Origin of the sequence: Affinundibacterium fentianense (genome assembly GCF_018139545.1) — a bacterium.
GTDB classification, from domain to species: domain Bacteria; phylum Pseudomonadota; class Gammaproteobacteria; order Burkholderiales; family Burkholderiaceae_D; genus Undibacterium; species Undibacterium fentianense.
Genome location: NZ_JAGSPJ010000002.1, coordinates 323621 through 346253, shown reverse-complemented (window position 1 = coordinate 346253; position 22633 = coordinate 323621). Strand labels below are relative to the sequence as shown.

Genomic DNA, 22633 nt, shown 5'->3' with positions numbered 1-22633 from the left:
GCAGTGTTTTAGAACCTTACCCTTCATAACCCACTACTAGCATGTCATTTCTGACCAAAATATTCGGTAGTCGCAATCAGCGTCTCTTGAAACAATATCAAAAAATTGTCCGTGAAATCAACGCCTTAGAGCCTAAGTATGAAGCTTTTTCGGATGAGCAATTGAAGGCTAAAACACCAGAGTTCAAACAGCGCTTGATGAAGGGCGAGACTTTAGATACGCTGTTGCCTGAAGCATTCGCAGTTTGCCGTGAAGCGAGCAAACGGGTGCTAAAAATGCGGCACTTCGACGTACAAATGATCGGTGGTATGGCATTGCATTTTGGCAAGATTGCGGAAATGGGTACTGGCGAGGGTAAGACTTTAATGGCAACCTTGCCAATTTATCTCAATGCGCTCTCTGGTAAAGGTGTGCATGTCGTGACTGTAAATGACTATTTGGCGCAGCGTGATGCGGATCAGATGGGACAGTTGTATGGCTGGTTAGGGTTAACCACGGGCGTGAATTTGTCTCAGCTTGAACACGATGCTAAACAAGCTGCTTATGCATCTGATGTCACTTACGGCACCAACAATGAATATGGATTTGATTATTTGCGCGACAATATGGTGTACGAAGCCAAAGATCGGGTTCAGCGCGCGTTAAATTTCGCCGTTGTTGATGAAGTAGATTCGATTTTAATTGACGAAGCGCGCACACCTTTGATTATTTCGGGACAGGCCGAGAATCATACGGAACTTTACTACAAAATCAATGAAGTTCCGAAGTTACTTACCTTGCAAATTGGTGAGGAAACTCCCGATGGGAAAGGTGTCGTTGAGGTGCCAGGCGACTTTACGAAAGATGAGAAGTCGCACCAAGTTTTGCTAACCGAAGCTGGGCATGACAAAGCTGAACGTATTCTGACTCAGATGGGTTTATTGCCCGAAGGCGCCTCACTGTATGACGCTGCGAACATTTCACTAGTACATCACCTGTACGCTGCATTACGTGCACATGCCCTTTATTTTAAAGATCAACACTACGTTGTTTTGAATGATGAGATCGTAATCGTTGATGAGTTTACAGGACGCATGATGACAGGGCGGCGCTGGTCAGATGGACTGCATCAAGCCGTTGAAGCAAAAGAAGGTGTGCGCATTCAAAACGAAAATCAGACACTCGCTTCGATTACATTCCAAAATTATTTCCGTATGTACGCCCGGTTATCTGGGATGACAGGTACAGCAGATACAGAAGCGTATGAATTCCAAGAGATTTATAATTTGGAGACAGTAGTTATTCCTCCGAATAGACCTTCTCAACGTAAAGATCGGCAAGACCAAGTTTATAAATCTGCGCAAGAAAAATATGGCGCAATGCTTAAGGATATTCAAGATTGCTATGAGCGTGGACAGCCAGTGCTGGTTGGCACAACATCGATCGAAAATTCTGAGCTACTTTCAGGTATCTTAGATAAAGCCAAGCTTCCACACAATGTTTTGAATGCGAAGCAACATGCTCGCGAAGCAGAAATTATTGCACAAGCGGGGCGTCCAAAAGCGATTACCATTGCAACCAATATGGCGGGTCGCGGCACAGATATTGTCCTTGGTGGCAATGTGGCTAAACAGGTTCAAATGATTGAAGCATCCGATAATTTGTCGGACGCAGAAAAACACAGTCAGTCGCAAAAATTACGTGATGAATGGCAGTCCTTGCATGATCAGGTGGTTGCTGCTGGTGGTCTGCACATTGTTGGGACAGAGCGTCATGAATCTCGTCGAGTTGATAATCAATTGCGCGGACGTTCTGGGCGTCAAGGAGACCCTGGGTCTTCACGTTTTTATCTCTCATTAGACGATGCATTGTTGCGAATTTTTGCGGGCGATCGAGTACGTGCAATTATGGATCGCCTGAAAATGCCGGAAGGCGAGCCAATTGAAGCGGGGATAGTTAGCCGCTCTATTGAGTCTGCACAACGCAAGGTTGAGGCACGGAATTTTGATATTCGTAAACAATTGTTAGAATACGATGACGTAGCGAACGATCAACGTAAAGTAATTTACCAGCAGCGGAATGAATTGCTTGAGGCTGTCGACATGTCTGACATGATCGCTTCTTTGCGGGACGGCATGTTTCATGATCTTGTGCGTCAGTATGTCCCAGAGGAGACAGTTGAAGAGCAGTGGGATTTAGCGGGTTTGCAGGCAAGCTTAGCCGCTGAATGGAGTTTAGAGCTCAATTTGGTCGATTTACTCGAAACTGAGAAAAACTTGTCCGATGAAGACATCATCGAACGCGTGATCGGGGCTGCTAAAGCTGTTTACGATGCAAAAGTCGAATTGGTAGGTAAAGAAGCATTTGCTGGCTTTGAACGTAGCGTGATGTTACAAAGCATTGACAATCATTGGCGCGAACATTTGGCTGCATTAGATCATCTTCGTCAGGGAATACATTTGCGAGGTTATGCGCAGAAAAATCCAAAACAAGAATATAAACGTGAAGCGTTTGAATTGTTTGGCCAGATGTTAGATATGATTAAGAATGAGGTTGTGCGTATTGTGGTGACGGTGCGCATTCAGTCTCGTGAAGAAATTGAAGCGGCAGAGCAACAAATGGCGCAGTCACAAGTTGAGAATGTACATTACCAACACGCCGAATTCGATGCAAATGCATCGCCTGAAGAAATGTTAGCGCCAACTCCAGCGATTGAGGGAGATCAGTTGCCATATGTTGAACATGGATTGAAAATCGGAAGAAACGATTTGTGCCCATGCGGAAGCGGTAAGAAATACAAACAATGTCACGGTAAGTTGGCTTGATTCATACGGTGTGAAAATGAAAAAAGACGGGCGCAACCCGTCTTTTTTTGTATGTGCTGTTAACTGATGACACTCGTTTGAGTTGATTGGAGACTGATTCCACTCAATCCAAATGCGAGCTGAGTGTATCTTTTAATTTCATTAATTGTTCTTCAAGTATCGTAAAATCGGTTTGCGTATAGGCGCTAAAAGCGCGCCGTCCATCATTAACAACCTCTGGGAAAGAGAGTTGAAATTGATGTTCACCAAATTCAGTGAGTTTGATGAATAGCTGACGCCTGTCTGCGCCGCGCTCACGTTGAATGATGCCCTTTGCCTCTAGTCGATCTAAGACGCCAGTCAGAGTTCCTTTTGTTATCAGTGTTTTTTCACCCAGTTCTTTGCAAGTCATGCCTGCGGTGTTTCCCAAGGTGGCAATAATATCGAATTGAGAATCGGTAAATCCCAGCGCTCGAACGCGTTTGCTAGAAGCTTTTTCAAACAATTGCATGCATTCAGATAGTAAGCGAATGCTGCGTAGGTATCTTTTGTCCATAACGCCGTCTGCCATTTGCGATAGAGTGGGGTTGATACCTCACTCTATTCGGCTTTTATATTAGTTTGACTTCACAGCTTCAACTTGGATCGATAATTTGACGTCTGGAGAGAAGCCCCAATTCAACGCAAAATTCATTCCGAAGTCACTACGTTTAAATTCAGCACTGGCATCCGCACCACAGATTTCTGCTTTGGTCATCGCATCTTGAATGCATTTGAATTTGTTGACAGTTAATGCAACTGGCTTAGTGACACCAAGTAAAGTTAACTCGCCATCGACTGATACCAAGCGGTCTCCATCAAATTTCATGGATTTGCCTACATAGGTAATGGTTGGAAATTGAGGTGCATTGAACATGTCCTTATTTTTGGCATGATCATTCATTTTTTGATGACCAAAATCGATGGAGTTTGCATCAATGGTGATTGACATTGTGCCGGTTTTGGCAGCACGATCTAGTGTAATCGTACCTTCTGTTTTGGTAAATTTGCCACGCCAGAAAGAGATCCCTTTGTGATCAGCTTCGAAGCTTGGATAAGTATGGCTAGGGTCGATTTTGTAGGTTTGCGCAAAACTTGGAGCTGCCACTGCGAACAAGCCGATTGCGATTAATTGATTTAGTTTCATTGCTAGATCTCCTGGAAAGTTAAGGATTGGTGACTACTTTAAATTTGATGAGGACGTCGTCGGCGACCATACTGGTATCCTTCCACTCTCCCTCACCAATGTTGAACTGCAAACGTTTGATTGGTAATGTACCTTCGAAATTAAACCCCTTCCCCTCTGGCTTGATAGTCAAAGGAAATTTAACGACGATACTTTTGCCCTTAATTGAAAGATTGCCTGTCGCCTCCAATTTTCCGGCACCCAAAGATTTCATTCCTGTTGAAGTAAAAATTGCTTTGGGAAATTGTGCAGCGTTAAACCATTCTTTTTTTAGTACCTCTTGGTTATATTCAGGTGCTGGGAGATCAACACTATTTAAATCAATTTCGACTTTAGCTGTCGAGGCTTCAGGTTTATTCTGGTTATAGTCGATGCTTGCTTGAAATTTTTTAAATTTTGCTTGTACAGGCACTTCCATTTGCTTGAATACGAAATTGATACTACTTTTAGTATTGTCTATGCCCGCTGGGGTAGCTGCCACGATGCAAAAACTCATGAGCATCAAGAATACAGCACTGATTTTGTTTGCTTTATTGAAGGAAATCATTTTTGGTCACTCTTTCTTTGGATGGGAAGCATTCGGTAAAGAATCTCGTCCTTGTCAATGAATTGATGTTTAATCACAGCAAGTAAATGCAAAATTAAAACAATGAGCATACTCATGGTTAGGGTTTCGTGTAAGTCTTTGAGCAGATTCTTTTGCTCTGTAAGAGGTGGGATGATTGCAGGTAGTTCAAACAAGCCTAAATATACGATAGGAAACCCAGCCGCATAGGTATATAAATAGCCAGAGATCGGAACCGCAAACATCAGGATATACAAAATAATGTGAGTGAGATTGGCGATGTATTTCTCCCATAGTTTCATCGATGCCGGGTAGGCTGGAGCTCCCAAAATCAGTCTACTAAGTAGCCTAATACCAACCAATCCCAAAATGCTGACACCTAGCCATTTGTGCCACGCAAAAAGTTTGAGTTTGTTCGGGCTAATCGTTAAGTCAACCATATAAAACCCCATTGCGAAAGCAATAAGGATCATGATGGCAAGTAGCCAATGTATAGCAATGTTGAGGCTTGGATATCGACTCATAGACGTTCCTAAATTGGAAATTAGTTCGAAGTAGAACTAATATAGCAAAAAAAAAGCAATCGTGCTTGAAAGTCTAAATAAGTCAGGTCTCAGCGTATTTTGAGTGTCATGATTCCTACCCTCAAGAAGCAGAATTTTTAAAAAAGCAACTTAAAAAATACCTTAAAGAAATAATATTGATGCAAGTAAAGTAAATTAAATTAAAAGCATTTTGTTATCGCAATGAATGTGTTTGATTTTGATTTAAAATATCAAAAAAACAAATTAAATGTCTTTTCTTACACAAAAAATGTGCTAGCATCGTACTGCTGAACATGAACCTTTAAAAAGCTTTTAGCAAAAAAAAGAAGGTCGAAGAAGAGCAGCCATAACTGATGACTCAAATAAACATAGGGACTAGAAATGCGCAATTTAAAACAAATGACAAAATTCACCTTGATATCTGCAGGTGTTATCGCAGCATGCAATGCAATGGCTGCTGAACGTGTTGATTTATCGACGACAAGCGTCGCAAATAAGTCCTTGTTTTCGTCAAAGACTTTCGTGCCAGCCGCGTCGTTCTTGGGGTTGAGTTCTGAGGAACTGAAATCCCTGCGCAGCGCGAAATTACCTAGCGGTTTGAACGTCACACGCCACCAACAACTCTATAAAGGTGTGCCAGTTTGGGGGCAAGCGGTCGTTGAACAACGAAAAGATGGAGTGAATGTGCCTACAATGGTCGGCTCGATGTTACGAGGAATCGAGAAAGACCTGCCATCCGTCACTCCAAAATTGAGTGCCGCACAGGTTTTGAATATCGCTAAATTAAAAGCAAACGCGTTAAAAGCTGGAAATGAGCAGGCAAAATTGGTTGTGCAGCAAGATGAGAACGGTAAAGCGCGTTTGGTCTATGCAGTGTCATTTTTGTCTCGCTCCTCATTGAAACCTAGCCGCCCGCATTTCATGATTGATGCAGATTCAGGTGCGATTTTGAAACAGTGGGAAGGGATTACAACCGCTGGTACAAAAGCGACGGGCCCAGGTGGCAACGCAAAAACGGGTCAGTATGAATATGGAACAAACTATGGTTTCCTTAATGTGAAATCTGACTGCACAATGGATAGTGATGATGTTGCTGCTGTTGATATGAGTGGCAAGGATCCTTTTACGGATGAATACTACTTCAACACTCCATTTAAATTTGATTGCTCACGAAATACATACAAGGCCGTGAATGGCGCCTATTCACCAATCAATGACGCATACTATTTTGGTCATGGTGTTTTCAACATGTATAAAGATTGGTTAGGCATTCGCCCTATCTATCAAAAATTGTCTATGCGTGTCCATTTTTGGATAAATTATGAAAACGCGTTTTGGGATGGCGAAACCATGACTTTTGGTGATGGCTATTCGTATTTCTATCCACTCGTCTCGATGGACGTTGCAGGTCACGAAGTGAGTCATGGTTTTACAGAACAAAACTCGGGCTTGATATATGAATTCCAATCAGGCGGTATGAACGAAGCGTTCTCTGATATGGCAGGTGAGGCAACCGAAGTGTATATGAAGGGATCGAATGACTTTTTGGTTGGTCGTGAGATCTTTAAATCAAATGGCGCCTTGCGTACGATGGTTCAACCGTCATTAGATGGTTATTCAATCGATCACGCAGAAGATTACACTGACGATTTGGACGTGCACTTCTCCAGCGGCGTATACAATCGTGCATTCTACTTTTTGGCAACTTCAAGAAACTGGAGTGTTCGGAAAGCGTTTGAAGTGATGGCTGATGCTAATCGTTTCTTCTGGACTGAGAACAGCACATTTAACTCTGGCGCTTGTGGCGTCGAACAAGCAGCACGCAATCGTGGTTATAGCGTGTCGGATGTGACAAATGCGTTTGCTGCAGTTGGCGTTGCTTGCCCTGGCTCATTGCCAGTTGCGATTCCATTGAAAAATGGCGTGAAAGTTAACTCAATCGTCATTCCGAAGAACGGTAGTTTCTTGTACAGTATTTCTCTGCCAGCGGGCAAATCGAGTTTGTCCGTAGCAATGTCTGCGGGTACAGGCGATGGGGATTTATATGTGAACTTCGGAGCGGTTCCATCGACCTCCGCATATTTGCGTAAGTCCACTGGTTCGAAAAATGCGGAGAGTGTCTTAATTTCGAAACCGAACAGCGGCACTTACTATGTTTGGGTAAAAGCAAATCAAGCGGTTAAAGGCGCGTCGTTGGTTGCGACGTATAAATAATATGTCATCGAAGTCGACATTAAATCGAAAGATTTGATGTCGTTTTTTTCGTGATATTTAGTTTTAAATTGCATTCAATGTAGAAAAAGGGGCATTAAGTATCGAATACTTAATGCCCCTTTTTCTTATAAGACTCCTGATCGCTTGATTAAATTGCCTTCGCAAGTTTTGCAGCGATGCCAGTGTAATTTGCTGGCGTCATAGCTAGTAAGAGATCTTTTGCTTCTTGTGGAATAGCTAAGCCGAAGATAAATTCACGTAAGGCTTCCTTTGAAATACCTTTGCCGCGCGTTAACTCCTTCAGTTGCTCGTAGGGATTCTCGACCCCATAGCGGCGCATGACGGTTTGTACTGGTTCCGCCAAAACCTCCCAAGTATTATCTAAGTCTTCAGCCAAACGAATTTGATTTGTCTCTAATTTATTTAAGCCACGTAGGCAACTATCATAAGCCAAAAGCGTATAGCCGAACGCAACACCAATATTTCTCAACACGGTAGAATCGGTCAAGTCGCGTTGCCAGCGTGAGACTGGGAGCTTTTCAGATAAATGCTTGAGTAACGCATTTGCTAGTCCCAAATTACCTTCCGAATTTTCAAAATCAATAGGGTTGACTTTGTGTGGCATGGTCGATGAACCGATTTCACCTGCTTTCGTCTTTTGTTTAAAATACCCAACTGAAATGTAGCCCCATATGTCGCGATTTAGGTCGAGTAAAATTGTATTGGCGCGGGCGAAAGCATCGAACATCTCGGCCATGTAATCATGTGGCTCAATTTGAATTGTGTATGGGTTGTAGACTAAACCTAAGCGCTGTTCTATCACGTTCTTAGAAAAGTTTTCCCAATCGTGATTTGGGTAAGCTGAGAGGTGGGCATTATAATTGCCAACAGCACCATTCATTTTTCCCAATATTTCTACTTGTTTGATACGTAGCACAGCGCGTTCCAGTCGAGCGACGACATTGGCCATTTCTTTGCCCAAAGTCGTTGGACTAGCGGTCTGTCCATGGGTACGTGATAGCATAGGAACCTCCGCATTGATGTGCGCGATTTCTTTCAGTCGTGCAATGACTTTTTCCAATGCTGGAATCATCACCGTATCGCGAGAAGTTTTTAACATCATCCCATGAGAGGTATTGTTGATATCTTCGGATGTACATGCAAAGTGTATAAATTCAGCAGCTGCTTTTAATTCCGCAGTAACTGCAGGGTCGATATTTAAGACACGTTGAGGTAGATGATCGTAGCTAACAGGCAATGCAAGACCAACGGATTCCTTTAGCCAATATTCGACTGCTTTCACATCGTGATTTGTTACCGCTTCAATTGACTTGATACGAGCCGCATCTTCGTCTGAAAAATTGTTTGCAATACGTTCCAGTAAGGCGTTTGCTGCGGCAGAGAACGGCTTGATTTCCGTAAATCCTGCGAGCGAAAGTGCTTGTAGCCAAGCAATCTCGACTTTCACACGGTGATGCATAAAACCTGCTTCAGATAAAGTTGCGCGTAACGAGTCAACTTTGGATGCATAGCGTCCGTCAAGAGGGGAAAGTGCTGATAGAGTAGATAAAGGCATGGCGAAGAGGAAATAGTAAGGTTAAGTAAATTTCTGTAGTGACAGAATCGCGCCGGGAGTATAGTAAGATTTGCAGTAAAAATTTATTACTTATGCAACTTTGGTGGGTGTTTCGTGCAATAATGGATTGAAACGTTGAAACTGATCCATAGATCGTTCAAGCATTGGTACATTCTTTAGGCTGCAATTGAGTCTATATTTTAACATGGGTCTCGCGATTTTTAGCGCCACTCTATTTGGCCAAGCTTTTACATCCCCTCCAAAATGCGTACTGCACTGCAATGTTATAATGTAGGTTGAGAAATGTAATTTTTTAATTCCTATTAAAAATAGCTTGTTCTGATCTAATTCTTTATCCGAAAATACTATGAAATTAATCGGCTCTTTGACTAGTCCTTACGTAAGAAAAGTCCGTGTTGTTTTAGCGGAAAAAAAATTGGATTACGCCTTGCTGCTCGAAAATGTTTGGTCAAACGACACTACGATTCAACAGTCAAATCCATTGGGTAAAATTCCCTGTCTTTTGATGGAGGACGGTGGAGCTATGTTCGATTCAAGAGTCATTGTTGAGTACTTAGATACTTTGACACCTGTTGGAAAGTTGATTCCGCCCCACGGACGTGAACGTGCAGAGGTCAAAAACTGGGAAGCTTTGTCCGATGGTATTCTTGATGCTGCCGTTTTGATACGACTTGAGCATACTTTGCGTGAGCCCTCGCTCCAAAGCGAATCGTGGATCAATCGGCAGTGGGACAAAGTCAATGCAGGGCTAAAGGCGATGTCGCAAGGCTTGGGTGAGTCGGCATATTGTGTGGGAAATCATCTAACTTTGGCCGATATAAGTGTTGGATGCTGCTTGGGTTGGTTAGCGTTTCGGTTCCCTCAGGTAGGGTGGCGAGAGGAATATCCAAATTTGGCAAAATTGTTTGATAAATTAAGTGAACGCACGTCGTTTAAAGATACTCTTCCAGAGTGAATAAAAAAAAGCATGCTTTAGCATGCTTTTTTTTAGGATATTTTTTGAGCGGCAGCTTAACCTCTTAATGAAAAATTGATACTCGCCGTTGCTAATACTGTTGTTGCTTTACCATCTTCAACATATGGTTTAAACAGTGCTCTAAATAAGGCTATCTTGGCCGATTCGTCGAGTCGACTGAAACCTGAGGATTTTAGGATCTCCACTTTTTCTGCGCGCCCTTTGTCGTTGACAAGGACTTGCATTACAACTCGACCCTCCTCGCCTAAGCGTCGAGCCATTGGAGGGTAGTCTGCTTGTGGTGCTTGAATATATTCGACAGCACTAATGATTTTTGGCCCGACTGGCTCCACCTTGGTAGCTATGGTGGGGGTTGGCGTGATATGGCTTGGTGTAGCGTGTAGGCTTTCTTCCACTTGAATAGGGCTCACCGCAATAGCGTCTTGAGTCATGTCTCGTATTGCGATTTGTCGCGGAAGAGCTGCTTGATTTGGAGTTGTTTTCTGTACCTGTTTAACTTTTTCCATCGGTGCCGCCAATTTAGGCATAGAGCTTGGCATCATCAGGACGATCGTTTCTTTAGGTGTTGCCTGAAAGTGTTTATTTGGATTCAAAATGATGAAACCAAATACAATTATATGCAAAGCGGCGATAAGACTACCAGTTGCAAATTGACGTGGAAATAGGGTGCCTTGCAGAGCGTTCATAGCAGCGACTTTAAACATTAATCTAAATAAGAATAATTCGTATTTAGATTATGTATCAAGTTTCAAGTTGATGCAAGAAGTTTGTGCAATGCAATGCATATTTACTTGTGGCGGGTCAAGCTTGTTCCAAATTCAAGGATCAAGATAGGTATTTTAGTCTGCGAATTGTGTAGAAATGATCTCTTAATCAGATCGTTTCGTCGAAAGATTTTTATCTCTGTGACAACCTTTTTGCCTCTCACCCTTATGGATCAGAGGTCGAAAGAATAATAGGTTGTTGGAAGTAACAAATAGGCTATGCACCCATCTCCTCTCCAAGCTTTACTGCCGCTGTGGCTTTCCATTTTGGATTGAATTGCATGCTATCTTCGCGGAATAGCATTACAACCGTCGATCCGAGTAGGAAGCGTCCCATCTCCTCGCCCTTTTTTAAAAATACACTGTGATCGGAATAAGACCACTCGCGGATTTCTTTGCTACGAGGAGGATTCACAATGCCATGCCAGCTGGTTTGCATACTGCCGACAATCGTGGCGCCTACGAGAACTAAAATAAATTCTCCATGCGGGGAGTCGAATACACAGACGACTCGTTCATTTCGAGCGAAGAGACCAGGAACACCGCGAGCAGTTGTCGGATTCACAGAAAATAATTCGCCCGGGACATAGATCATTTTTTTTAGTTGACCATCGCAAGGCATGTGGATCCGATGGTAGTCACGAGGACTTAAATAGATATTCGCGAATTGGCCATTCTGATATTGTGCGGCGAGGTCGACATCACCACCGACTAGCGCAACGGTTGAAAAGTAATGGCCTTTTGCTTGAAAAATTTGTCCATGCTTAATTTTACCGAATTCACTTATCGCCCCATCAACTGGGCATACATATTTTGCAGACGCAATAGGGCGAGCATCGGCGCGCAATGGACGTGTGAAAAATTCGTTAAAGCTCGCATAGCTAGCAGTGTCCGGATTTGCTGCTTCTAGCATATTGACCTTGTATTTTTTAACGAACCAATTGATGAGACGCGTGGTACGCTTGCCTCCACGATCATTGGCAACGAGACCTGCAAACGCTGTTAATAAATATTTGGGTAAGAAATATTGCGGAAGGACGGCTAAACGATCAAACACGGGGAACTCGTCATGTAAGTAAAGAATTCGGATTATAGCGGCTCAACATGTGTTCGCAGATTTTTGCGCACGATATGCGACATAATTTGGGATGCAAACCGCAAAAGTTGTTTTGTTAAGCGTTTTTTTGTCACGGCAATTGTCATTACCGACTATTCTGCTCTCTGGATTTTGTGATTTAAGGATATCTTAAAAGCGAATCGACTTAGGTAGAGGCTAATAGTGATTTAGAAAATATCTATTGGATTTGAATGTTTCATAGTGGTAAGCTTCGTCTCAGTTGTGAATTTAAACGGAATTTGTCGATGTTCTGCTTTTTATGTCTTTAAAAAAGAATTAGCGACAACAAATGTAATACTCATCTCAATTAACTAGGAGAAATCAATGAAAACAGTTGGACAAAAACTTGACGCATTCAGTGTGCCAGCAGCAAAACCTGGCTTTAATCATCATGAAGAGAACGGCGTGTCTGCTTTTGAAACGATTACTGAAGCTTCTTTCCCAGGTAAATGGAAAGTCATCTATTTCTATCCAAAAGATTTCACCTTTGTTTGCCCAACAGAAATCGTTGAATTTGCTAAATTAGCGTCAGATTTCTCAGACCGCGATGCAGTATTGATGGGCGGTTCTACTGACAACGAATTTTGCAAATTGGCATGGCGTCGTGAACACAAAGATTTGGATAAGTTGAATCACTACGCGTTCGGCGATGCAACGGGTTCGTTAGTGGATATGTTGGGCGTACGTGACGTCAACGCAGGTGTGGCATTGCGCGCAACTTTCATCGTTGATCCAGACAATGTCATTCAACACGTATCCGTGAATAATTTGAATGTCGGCCGTAATCCGACTGAAATCTTGCGTATTTTGGATGGTTTGCAAACCGATGAATTGTGTCCATGTAATCGTTCAGTAGGCGGTTCGACTTTATAAATTGAATGTTAATTGTCGATCTGTCCTAGCTTTGGTCCTCATTGCAAAGTAGTCTTCGATGATGTGGAGTGATCAAGCACATACTTCTGTGCTTCCTTCCGCTAAAATACAATCAACCCGCTTCGGCGGGTTTTAAAAACGCTAATTAATAGGTGAAAACTATGGAATTTCTAACTTCGATTAAAAATAGCATTCCTGACTATGCAAAAGATATTCGTTTGAATGTGGACAGTACAATCGCTCGTTCTAGTCTGGAAGGTAACGATGCTGTAGCGGTTGCCTTGGCAGCGGCATTTGCAGCGAAGAGTAAAGTGTTGATAGATCTGATTAAGAACTCAGGGCACATCGCCCCTGAGGAAGTGCAAGCGGCTCTGACAGCGGCCTCCTTAATGGGTATGAATAATGTCTGGTATCCATTCGTTGAAATGGCCGATGATGAGGATCTGAAAAGTCAGGGGGCACAACTTCGTATGAACGCCTATGCGACGAATGGTGGTGTTGATAAGCGCCGTTTTGAAATGTATGCTTTGGCTGCCTCGATTGTTGGCAAATGCCATTTCTGCGTCAAATCACATTTTGATCTTCTCCGTAAAGAAGGCATGTCCACCACACAGTTACGTGATGTAGGACGGATCGCAGCAGTCATCAATGCTGCTTCTCAGGTGATCGCTGCCGAATCTTTGTAGAAATTCTCATCAATCTCTGGGAGTTTTTCCAATGAATGCTGAGACGCTTTGTCTTTTGCTGCAGATCTTGACGGAGTTCGGTAGTGCAAGATAGGAAAGAGCCGCGTGTTGATGCGGCTTTTTTTTCACTGGACGATATCTAATTTTTTTACAATTAATTTGCAATGAATTGCTTAGGCGACAATTCATTGTCATCGCGTTGAATAGAGTTGATGATAATTTAAAGATTAAAAAAATAGCTTACCCTCAGCCATTGAAGTTTGATTGGTACTCACAATAGAGGCCAAACTCTAAGAGACATGACCATGCAAATTCTAAAGGCAGCCTCGTAATCAAGTAGATCATTTCGAGATCAATGGTTGGTCAGAAAAATTGCGTCTATTATTGTATAAAAGTAAATAGTTTTGTTGAGCTGGTAAGAATAGTGTCATCGCGAATTGAAAGGGAGAATAGAAGGCTATTTAGCTGTCTTATTTGCATATTAATTTAATATTCATGGTTGTTATCATGGCTCCATCTTTATTGAGGAGGCATCGATGATTCCAATCGTTGATTTGACAGAACTAAGACGAAATCCGAGAGAGCCGAAATTGGCAGAACTGCTAGATACGGCATTGCAGAATACTGGATTTTGCTACTTGTCGAACCATGGAATTTCATTAAAATTGATTGCTTCAGCCCAAGCTGCAGCATTGCACTTCTTTTCACAGTCAGATGCATTCAAACAGAAATATGACATAGCGCGTGCGATACGCCACTCTGGCTATGTTGGTTTCTCAGAATGCGGCATGTATGTTGATGAGGCGATGCGTATGTATGAGTCTTATGATATCGGCCTTGAGCTGCCTGCGTTCGATATCGATTTCCTCTCAGGAAATATATTCTATGGCCCGAATACTTGGCCAGACTTACTTGGATTTAAATCTGCTGTTTACTCCTACTATGAAGCGGTGAGTGATCTGGCTCGTATGCTAACGCATACAATTGAAGCAGCTTTGGGGCTGCGCTTCAATTCTTTAACAAATATGATGTCAAAGCCGACAGCTCAGCTACGTTTGATTCATTACCCAGAGAACAATACGGTGCAACGCAATGCTAGAACGCATAGCATGATGGGAGCGCACACCGATTATGAATTCTTTACTTTGCTTTATCAAACTTCACCCGGTTTACAAACTGTCGATGTCAGGGGCAACTGGTTGGATGCTCCACCCATACCCAACACCCTCGTGATGAACGTCGGTGATATGGCCGAGGTGATCTCAGGCGGGCGTTATCGTTCCAATCCACATCGTGTATTGAATACTGGGCAAGAGCGATTTTCCATGCCTTATTTTGCTGCTTTTGACTATCAGTCGGTGATACATCCGATGATTGAAGCCAAGAAAAATAGCCGGCAGCCGGTCATCGCTGGCGAGCATCTTCTAAAGCAAGTGACACAAGATTTTGCTTACTTGAGAATGCGCGACGGTCAGGAAAAGGATTTGTATTCAAGATTGACTATAAACAGCGGAAAACTGGGGCTAGTGAATAGGAATCAATTTTTAGAAGGAAAAGCTTCATGTTTGAATTAAACGCGGTACTCACCGTTGCGTTCGCTGGGTTGTTGCTTAGTGCTTCGCCAGGGCCTTCGATGGCTTATGTACTCTCTCGCAGTGTTCAGTATGGTGTCAGTGGTGGCATGGCATCCTCACTAGGTCTTGCGATGGGTGGTGTTTTACATGCATTTTTTGCAGCAATGGGATTGAGTTTGTTGGCGGTTAAGTTCCCTTGGCTATTGCAGCTTGTCAAGTATGCTGGTGCGATTTACCTTTTATATCTTGCATATGATTCGTTCATGTCAGCGACCAAAATAGAGGAAGATGAGATAGCGGAGTTGAATGACACTTCGGAGGCTGAAATCTCTGTTATCCGCGCTAAAAACATACAAGCCCAGCAGACCTCGATAGGAAAAAACGATATCGTTCGCTTGTTTATCAATGGCATCATTATTGAATTGAGCAACCCAAAGACGATTATTTTCTTTTTGTCTTTTATGCCGCAATTTGTTGAGAATAAATCGACGTCCGCTGTTTTCTTTTTATCCGCGTTAATCCCAATCACGGCAATACCAGCTGACCTATTGGCGATTTTCGCTGGGGGAATGATCGCAAACCGGTTGCGCCAACGAGCGTGGGTAACTCGCAGCATTAATTTTGCTGTTGCGCTTGTTTTACTGGTGATCGCGTTATTGGTACTTATTTAGATAACTGTGTGATTTGCAAAACTGTTTGGACGCTCGTCAAGCTTGCTCATTAATCTTGCGTCCCATCTTGTTCTTTAGCGTACCGCATTGCAATCAAAATGAGGATTGTGGACTAAGCCAAATCGATTGCCAAAAGGATCTTTGACTGCTGCTACGACTATGCCACCACCAACCTCAGTTGCGGGTTCTAATAAGCTTGCGCCGAACTTAAGTAGACGATCTAACTCGAATTGAACATCGGTTACTCCCCACAACGCTTGTGATCCTGCAATCCCAGATATTCCGTCTGGAATTAAACCTAATTCGAAACCACCGACCTGAAAGCCAACATAAAATACCTCGTCAAAATAGGCATCTTTTTCCAAGACTTTTGTATACCAGTCCTTCGCTTTCTGTAAATCAGAGACGGGATAAATAACGGTTCGCATTCCTAAAATCATGGCGTTTCTCTGTGAGGTGACCGGTGCAGGGGAATTCTAATTGTCGGATTGAAGGCGAGGGGAATTTTGTGCGATCACAACGTCGAGCATTTCAATAATTTTTTCACGAGTAATGGGTTTTTCAAAACTTGCGTGGACTTTGAGTCCTTGAATACGTGCGATTTTTTCCGCAAGATTAAGAATAGGGCCATTATAGTTAGAAAGTGACCAATGATTGTCGACTGGAGGAACAAGATTGTGACCAGAAATGATTAAGATGTCCGACTGGCAACCATCCAAAGCTAAATGACTCAATAATTCCATCCCACCTAACTGCGGCATACATAAATCACAAATGATGAGATTGGGACGTTGAGAGTTTTGTCGATAGGCGTTGAGGCCTTCAAAACCATTGTGTGCTAAAGCGACACTGCCAACTCCCAAATCGCGCAATGTCACTTTCATGAGTTCCAGAAGAAACTCATCATCATCTACCAATAGGACGTGAAGCTTTTGGTAAGCGGCATTCGTGTTTGAATTTTGAGAATTCATGGTAGGAGTTTTTTTATGAGAATAGAAACAAGTATAGCGAAAGATACCAGTAAATCATCAGCATTTCCACCCTATAAGAAACGTATCCTAACTATGATGTCCATTTTCAACATGCTTATTTGATTGACGTTCTGTAGTTGATTCTGCGAGTTTTGAACTTTGTCTGATGCAGTGTAAGCTTAGGATATGAAAAATACTCAAGATCAACTTAGTCTCCAGCCTTTTATTGCAGCTTCCTACATTAAAGAAATTGGACGAGGTAAAGATGGCGCAAGAGATTTGTCTCGTCACGATGCCCGCCATTTGTATTGTGCAATGCTCGATGGGCGTGTTAACGACCTAGAAATGGGAGGGATACTTTTGGCAATGCGAATCAAAGGAGAGTCCATCGAGGAGATTGCTGGCTTTTTGGACGCTGCACATGCGTCGATGCCAGTCATAAATGCGCCCTTAAATTCAGAGTACGCGCCTATCATTATTCCTAGTTATAACGGTGCACGTAAACGCCCAAACTTAACGCCTCTTCTTGCTGTCTTGCTGGCCAATTCAGGAGCGCCTGTGTTAGTTCATGGCCTTACGGAAGATCCTGGTCGAGTCACTAGCGCGGAAATATTTACCGAGTTGCAAATCGATGCCGCTAGCACGGTAGATCAAGTTGATACGAAATTGAATACGACCCGACTCGCCTTTATGCCTCTGAAAGCTTTGTCTCCGGCGATATATAGAATTTTGATGATGAGGCGCATCTTAGGGGTGCGTAATTCAACGCATACGATCGTCAAAATCCTACAACCATTTGCTCAGCCAGCATTGCGATTGAGTTCATATACGCATCCTGAATACCAAGCGATGTTGGATTGCTATTTTCAACAGATCGCACCTCCGGAGGATGGTGCTGTAGTCTTGAGCCGCGGCACTGAGGGGGAAGTTGTAGCAAGTACTGGACGTGCGCAAAGAATGGATGCCTATTTCCGTGGACAACGTGAAATATTGTTAGAAGCGTCATCTCAACTGATCGCTGAGTCGGTGAATTTGCCGGAGGGCGTAGGCGCGGAACACACGGCTAGATGGATTAAGTCGGTTCTAGACGGGAAAATAGAAATTCCAGAAAATATTCGTCAGCAACACATGTTGTGCCTCGCGCTCGCACGACGTGTCAAACAATGTTGCTGAATTAACCTATGCATATTTCCGTTACAATGCATCGCTTCTAGTTGTTTTTGCAAAGGAATCGCAACGTCGATTCATTAGGAAATTATGTCAATATCAAAAAAATCCGGAAGCTATGATGTGATCGTCGTTGGGGCGGGCGCCGCAGGAATGATGTGTGCTGCCGTCGCAGGTCAAGCTGGTAAGTCTGTCCTGTTGGTCGATCATGCAAGCAAATTAGCCGAAAAAATCCGGATTTCTGGGGGCGGGCGATGTAATTTTACAAACTTGCATGCGACATGGCAAAATTTTATTTCTGATAATCCCCATTTTTGTCGGAGCGCACTGTCTCGGTATTCACCGCAAGATTTTTTGAATCTTGTGAAGCGTTATCGAATCGCGTTTCACGAAAAGCACAAAGGACAGTTATTTTGCGATGTCAGTGCAGAAGATATTATTAATATGCTTCGATCTGAATGTAACGCGGGTCAAGTGAGCTGGGCCATGCCTTGCAAAGTCTTGGATATCGATCGTAGTCCGGATGGATTTGTTGTGACCACTGAAGAAAAGATCTTAATGGCCAACAACGTTGTGATTGCAACCGGTGGTCTATCAATTCCCAAAATCGGAGCGACAGATTTTTCTTACAGAATTGCGAAGAAATTTGGATTGAAAGTAGTTGAACCTCGTCCAGCCTTGGTTCCCTTAACTTTTGAAGCAAACGATTGGGCGGCCTTTGTTTCAATGGCGGGAATTTCGTTAGAGGTTGATATTGAAACAGGTAGTCAGAAAAATAAAATTGTTTTTCGTGAAGATCTCTTATTTACGCACCGCGGATTGTCCGGGCCAGCGATTTTGCAAATTTCAAGCTATTGGCAACCAAAACAGAGCATTTTTTTGAATTTGTTACCTGAGGTAGCGTTGTCTACCGAATTGATTCAGGCGAAAACAAGCAGTAAGAAAAATTTGACGAATTGGCTGTCAGCTTATTTGCCTCTTCGGTTGGTCGAGGGGCTGTTAGCGGCGCATGGTTTTGATGGAAATCTTAGAATCGCAGATATGCCTGATAAAAGATTGCAATTGCTTGGCGAGAAAATTAATCGCTGGGAATTAATTCCGAATGGAACAGAGGGATATCGTAAGGCAGAAGTGACGCGTGGTGGTGTCGATACACGTGAACTTTCTCAACAAAGTATGATGTCAAAGAAAGTTCCCGGCTTGTTTTTCGTTGGAGAAGCGGTTGATGTGACGGGTTGGTTGGGTGGTTTTAATTTCCAATGGGCGTGGGCGTCTGGTGTCGCTGCAGGCCAGGGAATCGCCGAACAAATATAGTGCAAGAATCAAAATGGCTGGAATGATTTTTCTGTTTGCGCGCATGAATCCACCTACGCAAGGGCATGCGATATTACTTAACTATCTCGAGAGAATCGCCTTCCAACGTCAATTGGGTCATTTAGTTGTCTTGACGAGAGAACACGATGTTGTCCGAAATCCGATTGAGCCGAATTCGAAGTTGCGGCATCTTCAACGTTTGTTTCCATCTATTTATTTTCAGCTAGATAAGACGATCGCGCCTAATCCTTGGGATGACTTGTCGCAGATATATGCAGACGTTACTGATACATTGATTGTTCTTGCTGGACGCGATCGCCAAGATTACTACGTACACGGATTGCGGAATTGGCGAGCTAGATTGGAAAGGACGCAACCCAATCGAGGGCCATCGAAACTAAAGTTGCATATCGTCAATAGAAATAGCCATGGTGACTGGTCGGCATCGAAAGCCCGCACTGCGGCGTATTCTAAAAACTACCCAGCCTTCCGATCACAATTGCCAAACGTTATATTGGAAGACCACGCACTTGATTTGTATAAAGAAGTGCGGCTGGGTATGAATCGAAACTCGGTTCTCTAGCAATTGCCGCCTAAAATTTTTTGAATATGAGGATGTGATAGTTAAAATGAAAACTTCTGCATACTTTATGCGACAAATTTTGCGTAAGTTTTCATCAGTCGACTTCCCTATTTTTAAAAATTCTGTTATGATCTCGGTCTTCCTATAAATTTTTAACTGGTTCCGAACTTACATGACCACAATTCGCCTTAAAGAAAACGAGCCGTTCGAAGTCGCCATGCGTCGCTTCAAGCGCACCATCGAAAAGACCGGTCTGTTGACCGAATTGCGCGCTCGCGAGTTTTATGAAAAACCAACTGCAGAACGCAAACGTCGTTTAGCAGCAGCTGTTAAACGTCACTACAAACGTATTCGTAGTCAGCAATTGCCTAAGAAGATGTATTAATTCTGTTTGGCATTGAGTGAATTTAAAAGCTTAATGTCATACAGTACTCATGTTCTTAAGGTTTGCATGCCCGCTCCGGTGTACCGCAGCGGGCTTTGTTATTTTTGTTTGTGTTTTCTTGTGTTGTTAAATTATGCAACGCTTGAATCGAAATTTTAAGAGGATATTATGGGCTTGAAAGAGCAAATCACAGAAGATATGAAGGCTGCAATGCGAGCTAAAGACACGGCGAAATTGAGTGCAATTCGCTTAATCACAGCTGCAATGAAGCAAAAAGAAGTCGATGAGCGAGTTGAATTGAATGACACGATGGTTTTGGCGATCATAGAAAAAATGATCAAACAACGTAAAGATTCAATTACGCAATTTGAGGCCGGAGGGCGGCAGGACCTCGCAGATATCGAAAAGGCTGAGCTGGCAATTTTGTCGCAATATATGCCAGCAGGATTAAGTGACGCGGAGGTTCAGGATGCTGTGAACGCTGCGGTTGCTGAAGTTGGAGCTAGCGGGCCCCAAGATATGGGGAAGTTAATGGCTGTATTGAAGCCTAAATTGGCGGGGCGTGCGGATATGACTGTTGTTTCTGCAATGGTGAAAGTTGCGTTGTCGAAGTAAGTTTTACATGTATATTTAGCGCGGCTTCGGAGCATTTTTTCTCCGAAGCCGCCGTCATTTTTACTCCGTGAGATTGATTGCGTGATTCCACAAAGCTTTATTCAAGATTTACTCGCACGTGTAGATATCGTTGATGTCGTTGGGAAGTACGTGCAATTAAAAAAGGGTGGTGCAAACTATATGGGTTTGTGCCCATTTCATAATGAGAAATCACCAAGCTTCACCGTCAGTCCAACTAAGCAGTTTTATCATTGCTTTGGATGTGGTGCGCACGGAAGTTCAATTGGCTTCCTTATGGAATATTCTGGCCTAAGCTTTGTCGATGCAGTTAAAGATCTCGCTCTAAACAACGGCATGGTCGTTCCCGATGACGATCGGATGTTGCCGGCGCAGCGTGCGGAGCATACAGCAAAAAGTCTGGCATTAAGTGAAGTGATGAGCAAGGCTTGTGACTTTTATCGACAGCAATTGCGAGGCGCTGATCACGCCATTCAGTATCTGAAAAAACGTGGGTTGACAGGTGAAATTGCGGCACGATTTGGTCTTGGATATGCTCCAGGCGCTTGGGATAGTCTGAGGTCAGTTTTTCCAGACTATTCTGCCCATGCCTTGGCGGAAGCCGGAATGGTAATTGATAAAAGTGATGAGGAGGGGGCGCATCGTAAACGTTATGATCGATTTCGAGATCGGATCATGTTTCCGATCAGAAATGCGAAAGGGCAAGTTATTGGATTTGGTGGACGTATCTTGGATCAAGGGGAACCAAAGTACTTAAACTCCCCAGAAACTCCACTTTATCAAAAAGGCATGGAGTTATACGGACTTTTTGAAGCGCGACAGGCTATTCGTGATGCTGGATATGTGTTAGTGACTGAAGGTTATATGGATGTTGTCGCGCTTGCTCAGTTGGGATTTCCACAAGCGGTTGCGACTTTGGGAACGGCTTGCACTTCTACCCATGTACAAAAATTACTACGTCAAACGGATCATGTCGTGTTTAGTTTTGATGGTGATAGCGCTGGTCGACGGGCAGCACGACGGGCATTGGATGCGTGTTTGGCGCATGTGAACGACAATAAGGTCATTAAATTTTTATTCTTACCCGTCGAGCATGATCCTGACAGTTTTGTGCGTGAGTTCGGTGCAGACGCTTTTGCTACAGAAGTACAGAATGCTATGCCATTGTCACAGTTTTTTATTCGTGAAGTCAGTGCGGAAAATGATCTTGGTACTGCGGAGGGGCGAGCGAAGACGCAATTTGATGCGAAACCACTATTGCAGCAAATGGTTCCGTCGGGTTTGCGTTTGCAGTTGGTACGAAATCTGGCACAAATAACGCAATCGACGCCTGCGGAAATTGAAAGCCTATTTGAGTTGAGTCAACCGGTTGCAAGGGCGAAGATTGCTCCACCTAAGAGCCGACGAAGTGCTCCTGTTGGTTTGGAGCGACAAGTCATGAGAATTTTAGTCGCACATCCTTCGCTGGCTGTCATGCTGACCCCTGCAATGTTGGAGTGTGCCGCTAAAATTGCACCTGATGGCGCGGAAATGTTGAGGCAATTAGTATTAATTGCGCAGCCAATGGGTGAGCAGGCAAATTTTGCGGCATTGGCGGAGAATTTGCGTGCAACTGGATCTGATTTTGATGGATTAATTGCAGAAATTGCCGAGCAGTCTGAGTCTGAAATTGGCGTTGTCGGGATGGAACTGACTGGTGCATTGCGCCAAATGCGTACTCAAGTGCTAAAAATGGAAATGGAGCAATTAGCGCAACGAGGTCTTCGTGAACCCGCTGATGTAGCACGATATCGGGAAATTATGCAGTTGCAAGATGCAATTCGAAGAGAAGCAGAACAGGAAGCGTCGAACAGCAGTGTTTAATTTGAATTTCGCAAAAGCTGGATAATCATTTCAAATAAAAGATATTCAAATTGCAATGAATGATGAATTAAATTGCTTTACGGAAAATAAACTCTTTGGGTGGTATGTTTGACCTCTGCATTGAGTA

The 22633-nt window shown here is 43.3% G+C and carries 22 protein-coding genes; 13 read left to right on the top strand and 9 right to left on the bottom strand.

Features of this window, described 5'->3' with window-relative positions; translation table 11 throughout:
* Positions 1-41: 41 nt before the first annotated feature.
* The gene (gene secA / locus KDM90_RS06290) at positions 42-2804 is read left to right on the top strand and encodes a preprotein translocase subunit SecA (RefSeq protein ID WP_212674743.1); all 2763 of its coding nucleotides are present in this window, start codon (positions 42-44) and stop codon (positions 2802-2804) included.
* Between the two features lie 103 nt (positions 2805-2907).
* On the opposite strand, the gene KDM90_RS06285 is transcribed toward secA, so the two are convergent.
* The 4 genes from KDM90_RS06285 to KDM90_RS06270 are packed head-to-tail and all read right to left on the bottom strand — an operon-like array spanning position 2908 to position 5097.
* Positions 2908-3339: a MarR family winged helix-turn-helix transcriptional regulator gene (locus tag KDM90_RS06285; protein WP_212674742.1), complete on the bottom strand. Its 432-nt coding sequence runs from the start codon at positions 3337-3339 to the stop codon at positions 2908-2910.
* A 60-nt stretch (positions 3340-3399) separates the two neighbouring features.
* Positions 3400-3969 (bottom strand): YceI family protein, encoded by a 570-nt coding sequence (locus tag KDM90_RS06280; protein WP_212674741.1) that lies wholly within the window; start codon positions 3967-3969, stop codon positions 3400-3402.
* A gap of 19 nt (positions 3970-3988) precedes the next feature.
* Positions 3989-4555, bottom strand: a complete 567-nt coding sequence (locus KDM90_RS06275; protein WP_438947425.1) for a YceI family protein — start codon at positions 4553-4555, stop codon at positions 3989-3991.
* Positions 4552-5097, bottom strand: a complete 546-nt coding sequence (locus tag KDM90_RS06270; protein ID WP_212674740.1) for a cytochrome b — start codon at positions 5095-5097, stop codon at positions 4552-4554. Before KDM90_RS06270 ends, KDM90_RS06275 begins: the two co-directional genes overlap by 4 nt.
* A gap of 402 nt (positions 5098-5499) precedes the next feature.
* On the opposite strand from KDM90_RS06270, the gene KDM90_RS06265 reads away from it, so the two are divergent.
* Complete coding sequence (locus KDM90_RS06265) at positions 5500-7332, top strand: M4 family metallopeptidase (protein WP_230409638.1); 1833 nt, start codon at positions 5500-5502, stop codon at positions 7330-7332.
* A gap of 148 nt (positions 7333-7480) precedes the next feature.
* On the opposite strand, the gene purB is transcribed toward KDM90_RS06265, so the two are convergent.
* Positions 7481-8908 carry an adenylosuccinate lyase gene (purB, locus tag KDM90_RS06260; RefSeq protein ID WP_212674739.1) on the bottom strand — a complete coding sequence of 476 codons (1428 nt, stop codon included), beginning with the start codon at positions 8906-8908 and terminating at the stop codon, positions 7481-7483.
* A 367-nt stretch (positions 8909-9275) separates the two neighbouring features.
* Between purB and KDM90_RS06255 the strand changes: the two genes are divergently transcribed.
* Entirely contained in the window at positions 9276-9884 is a 609-nt protein-coding gene (locus KDM90_RS06255; protein ID WP_212674738.1) for a glutathione S-transferase N-terminal domain-containing protein, read from the top strand.
* A 56-nt stretch (positions 9885-9940) separates the two neighbouring features.
* Here the strand turns inward: KDM90_RS06255 and KDM90_RS06250 are convergent, their stop codons facing one another.
* Positions 9941-10591 carry an energy transducer TonB gene (locus KDM90_RS06250; protein ID WP_230409637.1) on the bottom strand — a complete coding sequence of 217 codons (651 nt, stop codon included), beginning with the start codon at positions 10589-10591 and terminating at the stop codon, positions 9941-9943.
* A gap of 295 nt (positions 10592-10886) precedes the next feature.
* Complete coding sequence (gene asd / locus KDM90_RS06245; protein WP_212674736.1) at positions 10887-11726, bottom strand: archaetidylserine decarboxylase; 840 nt, start codon at positions 11724-11726, stop codon at positions 10887-10889.
* 384 nt (positions 11727-12110) lie between these two features.
* Between asd and KDM90_RS06240 the strand changes: the two genes are divergently transcribed.
* From KDM90_RS06240 to KDM90_RS06225, 4 genes are all read left to right on the top strand, one after another.
* Positions 12111-12659, top strand: a complete 549-nt coding sequence (locus KDM90_RS06240; RefSeq protein ID WP_212674735.1) for a peroxiredoxin — start codon at positions 12111-12113, stop codon at positions 12657-12659.
* Between the two features lie 161 nt (positions 12660-12820).
* A complete protein-coding gene (locus tag KDM90_RS06235) occupies positions 12821-13345 on the top strand; it encodes a carboxymuconolactone decarboxylase family protein (RefSeq protein ID WP_212674734.1) in 525 nt (174 codons plus the stop codon).
* A 536-nt stretch (positions 13346-13881) separates the two neighbouring features.
* Positions 13882-14919, top strand: coding sequence for an isopenicillin N synthase family dioxygenase (locus KDM90_RS06230; protein WP_212674733.1), 1038 nt, complete (start codon positions 13882-13884; stop codon positions 14917-14919).
* Entirely contained in the window at positions 14907-15590 is a 684-nt protein-coding gene (locus tag KDM90_RS06225; RefSeq protein WP_212674732.1) for a LysE family translocator, read from the top strand. Before KDM90_RS06230 ends, KDM90_RS06225 begins: the two co-directional genes overlap by 13 nt.
* 74 nt (positions 15591-15664) lie before the next feature.
* Here the strand turns inward: KDM90_RS06225 and KDM90_RS06220 are convergent, their stop codons facing one another.
* Together KDM90_RS06220 and KDM90_RS06215 are read right to left on the bottom strand one after the other, a co-directional pair.
* Positions 15665-16030, bottom strand: a complete 366-nt coding sequence (locus KDM90_RS06220; protein WP_212674731.1) for a VOC family protein — start codon at positions 16028-16030, stop codon at positions 15665-15667.
* Between the two features lie 36 nt (positions 16031-16066).
* Entirely contained in the window at positions 16067-16561 is a 495-nt protein-coding gene (locus KDM90_RS06215; protein ID WP_212674730.1) for a response regulator, read from the bottom strand.
* Between the two features lie 186 nt (positions 16562-16747).
* On the opposite strand from KDM90_RS06215, the gene ybiB reads away from it, so the two are divergent.
* From ybiB to dnaG, 6 genes are all read left to right on the top strand, one after another.
* A complete protein-coding gene (gene ybiB, locus KDM90_RS06210; protein WP_212674729.1) occupies positions 16748-17734 on the top strand; it encodes a DNA-binding protein YbiB in 987 nt (328 codons plus the stop codon).
* Between the two features lie 84 nt (positions 17735-17818).
* The gene (locus KDM90_RS06205; RefSeq protein WP_212674728.1) at positions 17819-19042 is read left to right on the top strand and encodes a BaiN/RdsA family NAD(P)/FAD-dependent oxidoreductase; all 1224 of its coding nucleotides are present in this window, start codon (positions 17819-17821) and stop codon (positions 19040-19042) included.
* Between the two features lie 13 nt (positions 19043-19055).
* Positions 19056-19625: a hypothetical protein gene (locus KDM90_RS06200; protein WP_212674727.1), complete on the top strand. Its 570-nt coding sequence runs from the start codon at positions 19056-19058 to the stop codon at positions 19623-19625.
* A 172-nt stretch (positions 19626-19797) separates the two neighbouring features.
* On the top strand, positions 19798-20010 hold the full coding sequence (gene rpsU, locus KDM90_RS06195; RefSeq protein WP_186891961.1) for a 30S ribosomal protein S21: 213 nt from the start codon (positions 19798-19800) through the stop codon (positions 20008-20010).
* A gap of 168 nt (positions 20011-20178) precedes the next feature.
* A complete protein-coding gene (locus KDM90_RS06190; protein ID WP_212674726.1) occupies positions 20179-20625 on the top strand; it encodes a GatB/YqeY domain-containing protein in 447 nt (148 codons plus the stop codon).
* 81 nt (positions 20626-20706) lie between these two features.
* Positions 20707-22506, top strand: coding sequence for a DNA primase (gene dnaG / locus KDM90_RS06185; RefSeq protein WP_212674725.1), 1800 nt, complete (start codon positions 20707-20709; stop codon positions 22504-22506).
* Positions 22507-22633: the final 127 nt, after the last annotated feature.

Bases quoted from the DNA above. Each gene is read 5' to 3' on its own strand.
- KDM90_RS06255 (WP_212674738.1), top strand. From the start codon at position 9,276: ATGAAATTAATCGGCTCTTTGACTAGTCCTTACGTAAGAAAAGTCCGT.
- ybiB (WP_212674729.1), top strand. From the start codon at position 16,748: ATGAAAAATACTCAAGATCAACTTAGTCTCCAGCCTTTTATTGCAGCT.
- purB (WP_212674739.1), bottom strand. From the start codon at position 8,908: ATGCCTTTATCTACTCTATCAGCACTTTCCCCTCTTGACGGACGCTAT.
- KDM90_RS06205 (WP_212674728.1), top strand. From the start codon at position 17,819: ATGTCAATATCAAAAAAATCCGGAAGCTATGATGTGATCGTCGTTGGG.
- KDM90_RS06235 (WP_212674734.1), top strand. From the start codon at position 12,821: ATGGAATTTCTAACTTCGATTAAAAATAGCATTCCTGACTATGCAAAA.
- KDM90_RS06275 (WP_438947425.1), bottom strand. From the start codon at position 4,555: ATGATTTCCTTCAATAAAGCAAACAAAATCAGTGCTGTATTCTTGATG.
- KDM90_RS06270 (WP_212674740.1), bottom strand. From the start codon at position 5,097: ATGAGTCGATATCCAAGCCTCAACATTGCTATACATTGGCTACTTGCC.
- rpsU (WP_186891961.1), top strand. From the start codon at position 19,798: ATGACCACAATTCGCCTTAAAGAAAACGAGCCGTTCGAAGTCGCCATG.
- KDM90_RS06225 (WP_212674732.1), top strand. From the start codon at position 14,907: ATGTTTGAATTAAACGCGGTACTCACCGTTGCGTTCGCTGGGTTGTTG.
- KDM90_RS06240 (WP_212674735.1), top strand. From the start codon at position 12,111: ATGAAAACAGTTGGACAAAAACTTGACGCATTCAGTGTGCCAGCAGCA.
- KDM90_RS06215 (WP_212674730.1), bottom strand. From the start codon at position 16,561: ATGAATTCTCAAAATTCAAACACGAATGCCGCTTACCAAAAGCTTCAC.
- secA (WP_212674743.1), top strand. From the start codon at position 42: ATGTCATTTCTGACCAAAATATTCGGTAGTCGCAATCAGCGTCTCTTG.
- KDM90_RS06190 (WP_212674726.1), top strand. From the start codon at position 20,179: ATGGGCTTGAAAGAGCAAATCACAGAAGATATGAAGGCTGCAATGCGA.
- KDM90_RS06285 (WP_212674742.1), bottom strand. From the start codon at position 3,339: ATGGACAAAAGATACCTACGCAGCATTCGCTTACTATCTGAATGCATG.
- KDM90_RS06230 (WP_212674733.1), top strand. From the start codon at position 13,882: ATGATTCCAATCGTTGATTTGACAGAACTAAGACGAAATCCGAGAGAG.
- KDM90_RS06280 (WP_212674741.1), bottom strand. From the start codon at position 3,969: ATGAAACTAAATCAATTAATCGCAATCGGCTTGTTCGCAGTGGCAGCT.
- KDM90_RS06220 (WP_212674731.1), bottom strand. From the start codon at position 16,030: ATGATTTTAGGAATGCGAACCGTTATTTATCCCGTCTCTGATTTACAG.
- KDM90_RS06200 (WP_212674727.1), top strand. From the start codon at position 19,056: ATGGCTGGAATGATTTTTCTGTTTGCGCGCATGAATCCACCTACGCAA.
- KDM90_RS06250 (WP_230409637.1), bottom strand. From the start codon at position 10,591: ATGAACGCTCTGCAAGGCACCCTATTTCCACGTCAATTTGCAACTGGT.
- KDM90_RS06265 (WP_230409638.1), top strand. From the start codon at position 5,500: ATGCGCAATTTAAAACAAATGACAAAATTCACCTTGATATCTGCAGGT.